General features: G+C 46.7%; 11 protein-coding genes. 3 read left to right on the top strand and 8 right to left on the bottom strand.

All coding sequences use genetic code 11. From position 1 onward, the window contains the following. Positions 1–201: 201 nt before the first annotated feature. The gene (locus QUA97_RS23470) at positions 202–1,182 is read left to right on the top strand and encodes an aldo/keto reductase (protein WP_194067026.1); all 981 of its coding nucleotides are present in this window, start codon (positions 202–204) and stop codon (positions 1,180–1,182) included. 75 nt (positions 1,183–1,257) lie between these two features. Here QUA97_RS23470 and QUA97_RS23465 read toward each other — a convergent pair whose 3' ends face one another. The 6 genes from QUA97_RS23465 to QUA97_RS23440 all read right to left on the bottom strand — a co-directional run bounded on the left by QUA97_RS23465 (position 1,258) and on the right by QUA97_RS23440 (position 6,568). Further along, the gene (locus QUA97_RS23465) at positions 1,258–2,469 is read right to left on the bottom strand and encodes a M20 family metallopeptidase (protein ID WP_333196430.1); all 1,212 of its coding nucleotides are present in this window, start codon (positions 2,467–2,469) and stop codon (positions 1,258–1,260) included. 144 nt (positions 2,470–2,613) lie between these two features. Further along, positions 2,614–2,736, bottom strand: a complete 123-nt coding sequence (locus tag QUA97_RS23460) for a hypothetical protein (RefSeq protein WP_255515836.1) — start codon at positions 2,734–2,736, stop codon at positions 2,614–2,616. 144 nt (positions 2,737–2,880) lie between these two features. Next, the gene (bioD, locus tag QUA97_RS23455; protein WP_194067024.1) at positions 2,881–3,588 is read right to left on the bottom strand and encodes a dethiobiotin synthase; all 708 of its coding nucleotides are present in this window, start codon (positions 3,586–3,588) and stop codon (positions 2,881–2,883) included. A gap of 59 nt (positions 3,589–3,647) precedes the next feature. Then, positions 3,648–5,318, bottom strand: coding sequence for a serine/threonine-protein kinase (locus tag QUA97_RS23450; RefSeq protein ID WP_333196426.1), 1,671 nt, complete (start codon positions 5,316–5,318; stop codon positions 3,648–3,650). A 497-nt stretch (positions 5,319–5,815) separates the two neighbouring features. Further along, positions 5,816–6,274, bottom strand: coding sequence for a GatB/YqeY domain-containing protein (locus QUA97_RS23445; RefSeq protein WP_194067022.1), 459 nt, complete (start codon positions 6,272–6,274; stop codon positions 5,816–5,818). A gap of 54 nt (positions 6,275–6,328) precedes the next feature. Beyond that, complete coding sequence (locus QUA97_RS23440) at positions 6,329–6,568, bottom strand: hypothetical protein (RefSeq protein WP_194067021.1); 240 nt, start codon at positions 6,566–6,568, stop codon at positions 6,329–6,331. A gap of 131 nt (positions 6,569–6,699) precedes the next feature. On the opposite strand from QUA97_RS23440, the gene QUA97_RS23435 reads away from it, so the two are divergent. Next, entirely contained in the window at positions 6,700–7,692 is a 993-nt protein-coding gene (locus QUA97_RS23435) for a ribose-phosphate pyrophosphokinase (protein ID WP_194011432.1), read from the top strand. A 403-nt stretch (positions 7,693–8,095) separates the two neighbouring features. Then, the gene (locus QUA97_RS23430; protein WP_333196422.1) at positions 8,096–9,340 is read left to right on the top strand and encodes a DUF3747 domain-containing protein; all 1,245 of its coding nucleotides are present in this window, start codon (positions 8,096–8,098) and stop codon (positions 9,338–9,340) included. 290 nt (positions 9,341–9,630) lie between these two features. On the opposite strand, the gene QUA97_RS23425 is transcribed toward QUA97_RS23430, so the two are convergent. Both QUA97_RS23425 and QUA97_RS23420 read right to left on the bottom strand, forming a co-directional pair. After that, a complete protein-coding gene (locus QUA97_RS23425; RefSeq protein WP_333196420.1) occupies positions 9,631–10,521 on the bottom strand; it encodes a hypothetical protein in 891 nt (296 codons plus the stop codon). Continuing rightward, positions 10,499–14,803, bottom strand: coding sequence for an AAA domain-containing protein (locus tag QUA97_RS23420; RefSeq protein ID WP_333196418.1), 4,305 nt, complete (start codon positions 14,801–14,803; stop codon positions 10,499–10,501). The genes QUA97_RS23425 and QUA97_RS23420 overlap by 23 nt, the downstream gene beginning before the upstream one ends. Between the last annotated feature and the right edge of the window lie 185 nt (positions 14,804–14,988).

Here is a 14,988-nt window from a genome sequence, read left to right as displayed (position 1 = left end):
TCCCTCCGCTTCGCTCCGCCCAATTCTCAATCCCCAATAACAACTAACAAATAACAACTAACAGCTAACAGCTAACAACTAACAGTCATTGGTCATTGGTCATTAGTCATTGGTCATTAGTTAAAGGCCCACAATAAAATTCACTCTTTGACAGAAGTGCAAGATTTCAGAGCAGAGTTAATATAACAACCATCAATAAGAATGCAAACTAACCAAAAAATTTTACTGCCAAAAATGGGCTGCGGCACTTGGGCCTGGGGTAATAGATTACTCTGGGGTTACGATGAAAGTATGGACGAGGAATTGCAAGCTGCATTCAATCTTTGCGTCAGCAGCGGTGTCACCTTGTTCGATACCGGCGATTCTTACGGAACAGGAAAATTAAACGGACGCAGCGAACAGCTTTTGGGGCAGTTTTCTCAACAATATCAAGGTGCAAATAAAGACAATATTTGTATTGCGACAAAACTAGCAGCTTATCCTTGGAGGCTGACGCGACAATCCATGATATCCGCTGGTAAAGCCTCGGCTTCGCGGCTCGGAAAAAATGTAGATTTGGTGCAAATGCACTGGTCTACAGCTAACTACGCTCCTTGGCAAGAGGGGGCTCTTTTGGATGGTTTAGGCGACCTTTACGAGCAAGGATTGGTCAAGGGTGTAGGTTTGTCTAATTACGGGCCGAAACGGCTGAAATGGGTGCATCAAAGATTTAGCTCCCGCCAAATTCCAATTGTTACTTTACAAGTGCAATATTCGCTACTTTCTACCTATCCGGTGACAGAACTCGGATTGAAAGATGTTTGCGATGAATTGGGGATAAAATTAATTGCTTACAGTCCTTTAGCCTTGGGGTTGCTGACGGGTAAATACTCGAAAAATGGCTCTCTTCCGAAGGGTATTCGAGGTTTGGCGTGCAAGCAGCTACTTCCGGGAATGCGATCGCTTTTGGGATGTTTGCGAGAAATAGCGGCATTCAGAAATAAGACTGTTTCGCAGGTAGCAATCAACTGGTGCATCTGCAAAGAAACTATTCCCATTCCCGGCGCTAAATCTGCCGCACAGGCGAGGGATAATATTGGTGCTTTGGGCTGGGAATTAGACTCCGGCGAGATTGCAGAATTGGACAAGGCGGCGGCGAGTGTGGATAAAAAAATGGTGCAGAATATCTTTCAAACGAGATAACCCGGTTCGTAGTGAGGAATGCGAGTCCGCATTAATCAGAGGACTAAAATCCTGACTACGAACCTATGAAAAAAGCTAATTGCAAAACTTTTCTACGCACCTCACAAACATTTCTACACCCATCCCCAAGGCAGTTTCATCAAAATCAAAGCGCGGGTGGTGGTGCGGGTAAGCCAAGTTTTTTTCAGGATTTGCCGCGCCCAAAAAGAAATAGCAACCGGGGACTTCTTGCAAAAAGAATGACATATCCTCGCCGCCCATTGTTTGACATTCCGGCACTATTCCTGCAGGAGTTTCTACAACTGATTCGGCGGCGCTGCGTACCAATTGAGTCATGCTCGCATCGTTGATAACTGGCGGATAAAGCGAGCAATAATCGAGTTGGTAATTTGCGCCGTGACTCTGACAAATTCCGGCAATTATTTGCTCGATTCGTTGAGCAAAATAACCTTGATATGTGGGATTGAAATAGCGCACTGTACCGCCGATTTGGGCGGTGTCGGCGATGACGTTGTGGGTGTCACCTGCGTGGAATTTGCCGACTGTTACTACGGCTGAGTCGATCGGGTCAATGTTCCGTGCGACAATTGCCTGTAAGGCGCTGACAATTTGGGCTGTAACTACGATCGCATCTACTGTCTGATGCGGCATTCCCCCGTGCCCACCCTTGCCAAAAATCCTGCAGTCAAAAACTTCGACAGCAGCCATCAGCGCCCCGCTGCGAACGCCTACAGTGCCTAATGGTAGATTGTTCCACAAATGCAAGCCGACGATCGCATCAACATCAGGATTTTGCAAAACTCCCGCTTCAATCATCGGTTTTGCGCCCCCCGGGCCTTCTTCGGCGGGCTGAAAGATAAATTTTACTTGACCCGAAAAGCTGTGTTTGTGCTTGGCGAGATAACAAACTGTACCGAGGGCGATCGCAATATGACCGTCGTGGCCACAAGCGTGCATAATACCATCATGCTGCGATCGATAATCCACCTCATTTTCCTCTTGAATCGGCAAAGCATCCATATCAGCCCGAATTGCCAAAACCCGCCCCGGTTTGCCGCTGTCGATAGTGGCGACAACGCCAGTGTTAGCAATATTAGTTTGATGCTCAATTCCCCATTCCTGCAACTTTTGCGAGACAAACTGGGCCGTTAAATTTTCATCAAAACTCAACTCCGGCTTTTCGTGCAAACGCCGCCGCCATTCGACTAACTGAGGCTGCAAGTTTCTAATCTCCAGCCGCAATTGAGATAAATCGACATCAGTTAAATTCGGTAAAGTAGAAACCATTTTTCATTCTCCTTATAGCAATTTGTGAACCTCATTCTTCTCTTACTCTGTGCTCTCTGCGCTCTCTGCGGTTAAAATAAAATCTTAATTTTTCACCGCAGAGGCCGCAGAGTACGCAGAGAAAGAGAGGTGTTTTGAATAGGGTTATTTAGAAGTCTGAGGAACTAAATTAACCCCCGGAAGTAATCGCTCTAAATCTAATTCTGAAGCTGCTCTCGCTAATTTTGTCAGGTCATTATCAGTTAAATTCGGTAAAGTAGAAACCATTTTTCATTCTCCTTATAGCAATTTGTGAACCTCATTCTTCTCTTACTCTGTGCTCTCTGCGCTCTCTGCGGTTAAAATAAAATCTTAATTTTTCACCGCAGAGGCCGCAGAGTACGCAGAGAAAGAGAGGTGTTTTGAATAGGGTTATTTAGAAGTCTGAGGAACTAAATTAACCCCCGGAAGTAATCGCTCTAAATCTAATTCTGAAGCTGCTCTCGCTAATTTTGTCAGGTCATTTGGGTCATCTAAATGAGGCAAAATACCCAGCACGGGCATTTGAGTCAGCGACTGGATCAAATCTATTGGTGTCAAGTCGGCAATTTCTTGTGCAGAACAAGCTTTAACGCAATTAAGCACAATTCCTCTGAGCTTAAAACCCGCGTGTCTGGCGAGAGCAACATTTGCCACAGCTTGCCCGATCGCCCCCAGCCTCACAGGTACCACCAAAACTCCCCTCAGCCGCCAATCCCTGGCAATATCGGCCACCGTCAGTTCCCGCGTTACAGGCGAACCCAGCCCTCCCAAAGCTTCCACCAACACAAAATCCTTGCGCTCAGAGAGGCTTTGCAGCGCCGTCCAGACTTTTTCGAGTTCGATCGGTCTCCCTTCCCGTTCTGCAGCCACCGGCGGTGCTAGAGGTGCATCAAAGTGCAGCGGATTGAGTTCTTCGGGGGATTGGTCGAGGCGAAACAAACGGGTGTAGAGTTCGCGATCGCCCGTACCCGTTTGCAGCAGCTTCATAATTCCCAAACTGCGCTGCGGGAAATACATTTGCCAATAAGCAGCCAGAGCGCTGGTCAAAACAGTTTTGCCCGCGTCGGTATCAGTTCCAGCAATCAGCAACGAGTTCATTGGCAAATAGCTAACAAGTAATTGGCCTCAACTTCACTCTACATTGTCTTGCCAAAAGTTTAGAGTTCCGGCGACGGGGCAGGAGTTGGTGCGGGTTCCGGCGACGGTGCGGGAGTTGGTGCGGGAGTGGGTGCGGGTTCCGGCGACGGCGCGGGAGTGGGTGCGGGTTCCGGCGACGGCGCGGGAGTTGGTGCGGGTTCCGGCGACGGCGCGGGAGTTGGTACGGGTGTCGGGGCTGGTGTCGGTTTTGGTGTCGGAGTCGGTTTGGGTGACGGGGCTGGTGTCGGTTTGGGTGTCGGAGTTGGTTTGGGTGTCGGAGTCGGTGCTGGTGTCGGTTTGGGTGTCGGAGTCGGCGCGGGGCTTGGTTCTGGTAAAGGTTCCGGGCTTGGTTCCGGTAAAGGTTCCGGGCTCGGTTCCGGTAAAGGTTCTGGGCTCGGTTCCGGTAAAGGTTCTGGACTCGGTTCTGGTAAAGGTTCTGGGCTTGGGGTTGGTAAAGGTTCCGGGCTTGGGGTTGGTAAAGGTTTTGGGGTTGGGGTTGGTAACGGTTCTGGGCTTGGTATCGGATTTAGGATCGGTGTCGGAGTTATGACTTGTGGTGGTGTCGGAGTGGGTTTGGGTGTCGGTTTTTTGAGAAATGAGCCTACTAAGGCCCAGGAACCGAAGCCTGTCAAGATTACTAAGCCTGCTAGCAATCCTATCGCAGCAACGGGATTGTCCCAAACAGAGCCGCCAGCGGGCTGAATTAGGGGGTCAGGTTGGTTTTGCGGGTAAGAACTAGGGGCGATCGGATCGGGATCGGGCGGCCGGCCCACGGCCACCGTTGCGATTAGCGAAGCGTTTGACGGGACTACAGCAGGCGCTGGCGGTAAAGTTTGCTGGTTAGGCTGAGGGTTGGTTTTTCCGTCGAGTGCTTTGGCTACTTCGCTGACAGATTGATATCGATCGCCCGGAGAGCGATTTAACATCCGATTCAGTACCGCCGCCAAGCCCGCGCTCACCTGCACTTGCTGCTGCCAATTCCACTGCAGGGTTCTTTGATCGAGCAATTCCTGCGGTTCTTTGCCCGTCAGCAGGACGATCGCCGTTACAGCTAAAGCATACAGGTCGCTGCTGGCAGTTGCGCGCCCGCTTTGCAACTGTTCCATCGGCGCGTAGCCGATTTTACCGACTGTTGTCGCGTGGGGTGTTCCTTCAGGAGACTGGACTTTGGTGGCGAGTTCTTTCACCACTCCAAAGTCAATCAGCACCGGCAACTGGTCGTTTTCCCGGCGGATGATATTTTCAGGGGAGATGTCGCGGTGGATGATGCCGCGGGCGTGGATGTGAGCCAGTACCGGTAGCATTTGCCGGATAAATATCAAGACTTCGGCTTCGCTGAATCTGCCGCCTGCAGAAGTGCGATCGAGCAACAGTTCGCGGTAAGTCATCCCTTCCACGTAATCCTGCACTAAAAACAAACGTTGATTCTCTTCAAATATTGCCCGAAACTGGGGAATTTGCGGGTGCGAAATTTGGTAAAGTATTGCCGCCTCTCTTTGAAACAATTCCTTCGATTTTTCCAAAACGTAAGGCCCGCTTTGCACCGGAATCAATTCCTTTAGGGCGCAGCGTTCTTTAAACCGCCCCTCGTCTTCTACTAAATAAGTGCGGCCAAATCCCCCTTGACCTAAAATACTCACCAAGCGGTAGCGGTTTTGTAGGAGAGTTCCAATAGCAATAGGTGGCTGCATAAGTTTAAGTAGAAATTGTTAAAAAATAGGCGATCGCTCGCAGACCTAGTAATGCTAGGTCTTTAATGCTCTCGAACATACTTCACTGTCTGTAGTTCCCAGTCCCGACCAAAGTTAGCATTTTACATTTTTTTACGCAACTTTGAGAAACCAGCAAATTTAAGTAGGGGCGATTCCCTAGGGGATAGCTTCGCTTAACGCAGCGGGATAATCCCCATACATTCTTTGTTCTGACTGCTGACTGCTGAACTAAGGATCGAAAACTTAATAACTTAAACACCTCTTACAGTCCTCTCTCTTGTAAGTTGCCAGATCAAAGGAGGCTCTTCCTCGCCCCAGAAGCATTACCAGGCAGAGCGAAAGTAACGAGCAAAGAGGGCGGGCACGCACCATCCACCCCCCCTACCAACTGACTACTGACTAAGGACTACTGACTACTGACTACTGACTACTGACTACTGACTACTGACTACTGACTACTGACTACTGACTACTGACTACTGACTAAGCTTTGCTTTCACCATGTCTTGAATTCTGTTACCGTCTGCTTTGCCTTTAAGCTGCTGCATTGCCTTGCCCATCACCTTGCCCATCTCTTTTGCAGAAGTAGCGCCCACCGAGGCAATCACTTCGTCAACCACTTGACTCACCTCTTCGTCTGACATCTGCGGCGGCAAATACTCTTCCACAATTACCAACTCCGCCTCTTCTTGTGCCGCTAAGTCTTCGCGGCCGCCTTTGCGGTATTGTTCGATCGAATCCCGGCGCTGTTTGGCTATTTGCATCAAAATTTCCAATTCTTGAGCTTCTGTCAGCGTCTCTTGCCCGGAAGGACGCAAGCTGACTTCTTTTTCGAGAATAAATTTTTTGATGCCGCGCACTGTTTCCAAGCGAACTTTGTCCTTGGACTTCATGGCTGCTTTGATTTCTGCGTCAATCCGTTCTCTTAAGCTCATCGATTTCTACCTTGCTTTGCCCAATATCAAAAATCAGGAGTATGCTTCCGATTCTTAACTTTTTTTACAGTATTTTTCAAGTTTATTGTCTGTCGGTCGCATTTTTATCACTTTGAAGCCGGATGCTTTCGGCCTTTGACCGAATTTTGGGCGATCGCAACTTTCAGTCAGGGCCCAGACATTGACTGTCGCCAGAATTTTGAGACGCAGGGGGCCGGCGGGCGATCGCACTTCTGGGACTTCTGGCACTACAGAACTTGGTAGAAACGCGGTTTCTCGGACGTAATTCTGCAACTCCTATTCAGTTCGTCTAAATTAACACTTGCGATCGCTCCGAAAGTTGAATCTATCAAAATAATGACTTAATATTTCGAGTTTAAGATGGTAAGATAGCGGTGGAATAAACGTCCTGCAAGAGGCCTGCTGTGATCCGTTCTGCTACTTTACCACTTCCGCTTCCCGAGTCGCCGATTTCTGGCAACGACCGTCTGCGGCTGTTTTCCGGTTCCGCTAATATTCCCCTCGCCCAAGAAGTGGCTCGCTATCTGGGGATCGATTTGGGGCCGATGGTTCGCAAGCGGTTCGCGGATGGCGAACTCTACGTTCAAATTCAAGAATCGATTCGGGGTTGCGATGTTTACTTGATTCAGCCAACTTGCTGTCCGGTAAACGATCGCCTCATGGAATTATTAATCATGATCGATGCTTGTCACCGCGCTTCTGCAAGACAAGTTACTGCTGTGATTCCCTACTACGGCTATGCTAGGGCAGACCGCAAAACAGCCGGCAGAGAGTCGATTACTGCAAAATTAGTGGCTAATTTGATTACTGAAGCAGGGGCTGGTCGCATTTTGGCAATGGATTTGCACTCGGCTCAGATTCAAGGTTATTTTGACATTCCTTTCGATCACGTTTACGGTTCGCCGGTGCTTTTGGATTATCTGGCGAGGAAACAGTTGTCGGATATTGTTGTGGTTTCGCCGGATGTTGGCGGAGTCGCCAGAGCCAGAGCCTTTGCCAAAAAGCTTGGCGATGCTCCCCTGGCAATTATTGACAAGCGCCGACAAGCTCACAATGTGGCAGAAGTGATGAACCTGATCGGTGATGTCAGTGGCAAAACTGCTGTGTTGGTGGACGACATGATCGATACTGCCGGCACGATTTGTGAGGGTGCCAGATTGTTGCGCCGCGAGGGTGCGAGGCAGGTTTATGCTTGTGCTACTCATGCAGTATTTTCGCATCCGGCGATCGAGCGTTTGTCTAGCGGAGTCTTGGAAGAGGTAATTGTTACGAATACAATTCCTGTACCTGAAGAACACCGTTTTGAACAGTTAACGGTACTTTCGGTAGCGAATTTGCTGGGCGAAACTATTTGGCGGATTCACGAAGATAGTTCTGTTAGCAGTATGTTCCGGTAGGCATAAAAAGCCTTTATTTAATATTTATTTTAAGGTGCGTTAACCAGCGTGTAATGCACCTTTTTTGTATAGGATATCCCCTCATATCAATTCCGGTTGCACTCCTACATGATGTTAACTGTTAACAGTCAACGCCTGAATTTACTATTCCGATGAAGAGAGGATTTGACATCACATCCTCTAAAAAAGGCTGACGAAATAAAATACTCTTCTCCCCCCATAGTTGGGAGGCTAGGTTGGCTCAGATTTAATTTGCACGGTATTGAATTTTATTATATTTCTCCGACTCACGGCGCATCAACGGAACAACAGATGGTAAAATTCTATCTTGTTGTCAGAAGACCGCGACCTTTTAATCTTCTAGGTATGTCTCATCAACACAAGGAGTAAAGAGGGAAAAACTATGAAACATTTACTGCTACGAACAGCAGCCGCACTGGCAGGTTCAGCAATTTTAACACTAGGCGCGATCGCCCCAGTCAAAGCATTTACTTTTGACGAAACCGAAATCAACCAAGAGCGAGTAGTTGCGATCGCCCAACCCCGCCCCTTCGGTGGCTATCAATTGCTAATTGTAGAACAAGTAACAGACAAACGGCAATGCTGGAGCGAAAACGGCTCTAATCCCGTCAGAATCGATCCCTTATTAGTTAATTTTGATTTCACCGGCATTTGCGGCCGCGCCACAGACAGCAACGGCTTTTCTATTCGCATGGGCGGCACCGATTTAGCATTAAAATACAGCCTAAGTTTGGAAAGCATTGACGGCAATGTTGTACTCATGGGAACTTCCCTAGATCCCAACGTTAAACCGATAATTATCGGCCGGACAAACGGTGATGTTAACGGCTTTATGAAAATCACTCTCGATCCGGGCTGGCGATTTAGTAAAAGAGCTTATCAAGGCAAAGTATTAGGTCATTTTTATTTCACAACCAGTCAAAACGCGCCGGGAGAAACTGGCAATACCGGAGGAAATAACGGCGGAAATACTGGTGGAAATACTGGCGGAAATACCGGAGGAAATACCGGAGGAAATACTGGCTCTTCTACATTCACAGATATTGCAACCGATATCTACGCTGCCGAAATTAAAGAAGCTGTCGCGCTGGGATTTGTAGCAGGCTTTGCTCAAGATAATACCTTTCGGCCCCAACTTGCTGTCACCAGAGAGCAATTAGTATCTTTAGTATTGGAATCCTTGAAAGGAATACAAGGTGCTAATATCACATTTCCCAGCATAGTTGCTTCCCGTCCCTACAGCGACGTTGATAACTCGCGCTGGAGTGCGGGAAAAATTCAATTTGCGCGAGACAATAAGATAGTCAGCGGTTATCAAGATGGAACTTTTAAACCTACGCAGCCTGTCACTCGCGCTGAATTGATGGCGGTGATGCGAAGATCAGCAGAATTTGGTTTGTTGGCGCGGGGAATGCAGCCGAATTTATTGGCTAAACAGCAGCCTAAAACTTTTTCAGATACTCAGAATCATTGGGCTGCTGCGATTATCAATCAAATGTCTGGTTATTGTGGTGTAGCTTCTCCTCTTAACGAAATTGGGAATCGGTTTGCTCCCGATGATTCTGCTAAGCGGAATTACGGGGCGGCGGCTACTTTGCGGATGCTGAAATGCGTTAAGGCTCAGTAGAATTATTGTAGGGTGCGTCAGTTTAGCAATCTTAAGACTGATATCAAATCCTCTCTTCATCAAAATAGTAAATTCACTGTTGACTGTTAACTGTTGACTGTTGACTGTTGACTGTTGACTGTTGACTGTTGACATCATGAGGAGTGAACCGGAATTGATATGACGCACCTACAGGATAGAAAATACTGAAATCTAGGAATTAGTTAGATAGTGTCCGGTAGATTGCCATAACAAAAACGGATCGAGCGTGCAGAATGCGAGTCCGCTATTTTCTTGCTGACTCGCAACTTTTATGGTTTCTTCTTTCTTCCTGCGGCTGTAGATGACTTTTTGCGAGTTTTTTGAACCGGGATTGTTTCTGACTCAGGCTGTGCAATTTCTTCCGTTGATTTGCACAATTCATTCAACAATTTATGCTGAGATTCGAGTTGGTTGAGAAAGTTTGATGCTGTTTCTAATATTTGCTTTCCCTGTCGGGCTTGAATGGTAGTTTTATTTTCTATTCCATCCAGCAACACAAAAATTGATACTGTTTGTAAAACATCTAAATCGTCGCCGATGACATCGCACTTAGAGACAATTTTGCCGTTTTCGGGGATGTGAATTCCTAAACCGGATGCTTGGATTAACGGCTGGATTTCTGCTATGCTTAAATCGGCAAAGTCGGTAATTTGATGTTCCAGCGATACTAATTCTGCTAAATCTGGTAAATCGCTGGATTCTGCGGCTACAGCATCGAATTTGAAGGTGAGAGTTTGATTTAAAGGATCGGAAATCGCGTAAATTGATTGAACGTGCGATCGGCTAACCGCACCTTTTTCGCAAAAATCTTGACCTTGCGGGGCGATAGCAATTTTACCATTATCCGCCACCTCCAAAACCTCCAAACCAACCAAATTCGCCGCCGCAGTCTTCACAAAAACCAAATCCAACCCCAGCAAATCCGCCAATTCCTGCAAAGTCGGCGCCGGCTCGAACTCAACACCAGCCCGCAAAATAAACTCCTCCAACACGTTAAACTCGCGCGGTTCGCTAACAGTCACCTCCAGCGGAGTTTGGCGGATAGCAAACCTCAATTGACGCGCCGCCAACACCGACAAACCAGGATTTTGTTGCTCGATTTGTGCAGCTAGCGAACTTAAATTCGAGTCAATTGATTTAGCTGAGGACGCTAGAAACATCTACAAAACCTCCCCAGTGACGCACCGTTTTTGAAACTTCCTGATACATTTTTCCCACAGTACCTGTTTGTTGGGTAAATAAATCGTGACAGCCGACAACTACCAGCAATTCCTGGGCGCGGGAAAATGCCACATTCACCCGTTCCGGTTCCTTAGCAAATCCAATATCGCCCCTAACATTATTGCACACCGTGCTGACAATAATTACAGGTCTTTCCATGCCTTGAAATATGTCAACCGTACCAGTGCGGATGCTCAAAGAAGGAAATTTTTCGGATTCTATTCTATCTTTAATGGCGTTCAATTGTGCGCCGTAAAAAGTAATGATTCCGATTTCCTTCGGCGGTTCACCCTCTAATATTTTAGGCCGCCAAGCGGTTTCCATCTGTTCGCACAAAAGCTCGATCGCATCAATCTCCTTGACATTCAGCCGCGAAGTACCCTGTTTTTCCTCCTCAAACCCTTGTCCCACAGGCGTTTTCACCCACAGGAGGTGATGGTTTTCTTGAATGATTTTACCTGCGAGATTGTGCGCGCGTCTCGTATCGGCTTCCAAAATCCCGCAGTTAAGTTTTTGTTGGTAAAACTGATTGATTGCGCCCATGATTTGCGGGTGCATTCGGTATTGAGTAGTCAGCATTTTTTTGATCCCGTCGCTAGCATTTTCAAACAATACTTTAAACAGCGATTCTTTGATAAAGCTAAGTTCATCTCCAGTGCAACCGATATCTTCGGCGATATCATCGATTGTACTTCTATCGAACATCGGCGGCAATTGCCTGTGATCGCCCACCAATACTAATTTTCTGCCCTTCAAAGCTGGGATTAATAACTCTGGCGGAGTGCATTTGCTAACTTCATCAACTATGACTGCATCAAAGCTGGGAAAGTTTTTGCTAAAATCAAAACTCGCAGCTTGCACGCAGGTAATGCCGATGACGTTAGCATTGTCAATATAAATTTGCTTTAAATCGTTGCGGTCTTTTTCCGATGGATGGCGAAGTTTTTCGATCCAATCAGTAACCAAAGTTTGAGAACGATTTAAGGCTGTTTCTTCTCGTTCTAATTCCCTCTGAAAATTATTGAAAATACGCTTAATCTTTCGTAAAAAATCCACTGCAAATAATTCGACATTGGGAATTTCTGGTTTGTATTTTTCCGGGAAACTTTGCCATACTGACTCCCACCAATTTCTCTCAATTATTAATTCGGCTGTTGGTTGCTGCTGTTGCAGTTTAGCCGTAATGTCGTTTAATTCTGCTTGAAGTTGTGCGAGTTGCTGCTGCAAACCGGCGCTGGTTGTTTGCAGCGGTAATAATTGCTCGTCAAGACGGCTTTTAATATTTTCCAAAATCCCGAAAGGATCTAAGTCAGCAATGGATTTTTCAAGCTGGATCGTGCTAAACTTCCAAGCATCAATTTGCTTGACAAAATGCTGCGGTTGCTCCCAAATATTAGACTTTTGCGCGAGATATTGTTCGGCTAAAGTCCGCAATCTTTCAGGTAGATTTGGCTGGGCGACAATTGCTTGCAACAAATTAGTAACTTCGCTAATTTTTAAATTCGCATCTTGCTGCGCTATTTCTACCTGATTTTGGGCGGCAGATATTTGCTGCTGATTCAATGTTTGACCGATTTTATCTAATAATTGTTGCTGTTTGATCAGTTGTTGTTCGGTTTCGGTTTTGAGGGGAATTATGCACTGGCGGGCGTTGGCGAGGATGCTGTGTAGCAATTCTTTGACTAGGCGATCGCAAGTTGTCTGGATTTGATTGGGCTGCAAGGATTCACTGTAAAGTTGTTGAATTTTACTGAATAAATTATTCGCTTTTTCTACGATAAATTTGCGCTGGCTGGGGCTGATTTGGGCGTAGCTGGCGAAGTCTTTGGCTAGTTGCTGCCATTGCGCCCGATCGCCCGCAGCGAGCACGAGGGGCGTTTGATTCAAATTTAGGTGCAAAAACTCGCTAAACCGGAATTGCTGCCCTTGAATGTCCTTAAAACCCGCGCTGGCTTCGTGGGAAATTGCGTTTTGCAGTCTTTCCAAATCGGGTAAATTCACTTTACTCTTAGGAGGAACGATCGGCAATTTGAGCGATCGCGCAATTTTCAGCAATCCCGCAGGCAATTCTACCATTTCATCAGTCAGCATCGCATTAGTTTCGCAGCAAGATTGCACAACCTTATAAAGTGTTGCATCTGCTGTCTCAATCCACTCTGCAACGCTGACGACAACGGCGGAAATTTCCGTTTTTCGCAGTTCCAAATTCTTGATTTTCTGTTCGAGATTGTGGCGGTGCGTCTGATTTTGCTTGTCGCCCAACTGTAGCTGATTCACCGCCTCCGACAACTGCCGCGACACCCGCAAAGACTCCGCAACCGCTGACATAGCGTGACAAACCTCATCAGCGCGATCGCCCGCCGCCTTAAATTCCGACATTTGCGCTGCTACAGTTTCCCGCAACCAAACCGCAATCCCAAACGCGCCGCACATAGGGCGATCCAAGCCAATTTGAATAGCATGATTAACACAAATTCGCACATTTGCCATAAAATTTTCTACTAAAACATTACCTTCAGAATAAGGTTTTAGTTTCGGCATAAACTCGGCAACTTCCGAAGATTCCCAGTTTATATCCGGTGTAGATAGCAGATTTGCTAAGCCATTAACCAAAAATTCAAGCTCGCTTTTAGCCGTTAAACTTAGTTCATAGGCTGCTGATTGCGCGGTCAATTTTTCCTCAATATCTGCCTTGCCGTCGTGAAGGTGCTTTAATTGCTTAAAAAAATCTTTTTCCGTGGCAAAGTAGGCATTAAATCGGTCATAATCTGCCAGCAACTGCCGCAAAAATGTGATATTCGTCTGGCGCTGCAAGAGCTTTTGTTCGCAATCAATCGCCGTATTTTGCAGCCAAGTGCCGATCGCATTTTCCTCCAAAAACGGCTGGCCTTCTTCCTGCACCTTATGAGCTTTTCCCTTCCGCAAAGCCCGAATCGCCGGATTGTGCACCAACCGACTCAAAGCATTATCAACGGCTAAATTTGCCTGGGAAGCAATTAACGTTTTCCCGCCCTGACGAGCAATTTGATAGCAAATTTCCGCAATCACCGTCGTTTTTCCAGTTCCCGGCGGCCCTTGAATCAAAATTAAATCCCGCGCCGAAAGCACCATTTCAACGGCGGCGAGTTGGTCGTCGTTAGCATTGCGATTTAATAAATCTTCCCGATCCAATTTAATTAGTTTATCGGGAATTCTCGCCTGGGAAGAGTCGAATAAAAATTCGCTCAAATACGGATTTTGAGCGCGGCCGTCAGTCAGCATTTTTAAAGCTTTTTTCTTGCGATCGATCTGACTGATATCGCCTGCAGCTTCAAAATACAAAAATCCTTGTTTGGGCAGTTGATATCTGCCACCTGCCATGCGATCGCCCAAATCAAAATCTAACTTAATCCGCAATTTACCGCGTTCAAACTCAATTTCAGCAATGCTACCCAAAGTTTCGCCATCGCGCGAACTTCTGCTTCCGGGCGGCGAATCAAATAAGATAATATCTTCATTTCTGGCTTGTTTTAGCCTTTCGCGAAAGTCGCCGATTTGTAAGGGATTTTCATCGTAGCCGTCAAGAGTTGCAGAATTGCGATCGATTTCAAAAGTTACGGTTTTTAAGCCAGAACCGTAGTTGTGGGCGCGGAAAGGTACGCAAAATTGACGCGCTTCGGCGATGCGTTTTTCTACATTTAAGAAAGTGTGCCAAACTTTTAATTGTTCGGTAGTCGGTATGTGTCTGTCGTCCCAAAATGGTATTTGTTGAATGCGGGCGATCGACTTTGCAGGAATTGGCGAGCGAGTTTGCGGCAAAAGTCGCAACTGCACCGGCAAAACATAGCCATCTTTTCTGCCTCTGGGAACCGCCACCAAACCAGCATCTAGCAATTTCAAGCCGCCGATTCCGTCTTCTGTGCGTACTGTTGCTAACAATCGCAAAGTGCGATCGGCTTTTTGCAACAATTCTGGCAATTCAAAATTATCTCCATCCGTAGCAAGAATCAATTCCCAAATTTCTTCTTCAGAAAATCTCTCATTTATCTTTTGGCGGCGCACGTAGAAAAGACTGTGGGATGTGCCGGCTATTTCCGACATCAAAAGTTGGGCGCGTTCTCTGCATTCCCAATCGTAATATTTCGCTAAAGCGGCTTCTCCTTCTATATCCCGAATAAATTTATTAATTGTGCGATCGCCACTAAATTTATATCCCCAATCTTCTGCTACTAAAGATCGCATATTTTGATTTTAAATTATAGATTGTAGATTTTAGATTGGATTTAAGATTAGCACATCGGTTTGTAGGATTTAACTCGTTACCAGGTTCTGCCTGGTAACGCAGATGCTTTGGCTCTGCCTCGCATTTAGATTGGATTTAAGATTAGCACATAGGTTTGTAGAAAACCGGGCGGTTAGAAACCGCG

The organism is Microcoleus sp. CZ3-B2 (assembly GCF_036705055.1).
Taxonomy (GTDB): domain Bacteria; phylum Cyanobacteriota; class Cyanobacteriia; order Cyanobacteriales; family Microcoleaceae; genus Microcoleus.
The sequence above is the reverse complement of the archived record's forward strand: the minus strand, read 5'-3'. Positions and strand labels throughout refer to the sequence as shown.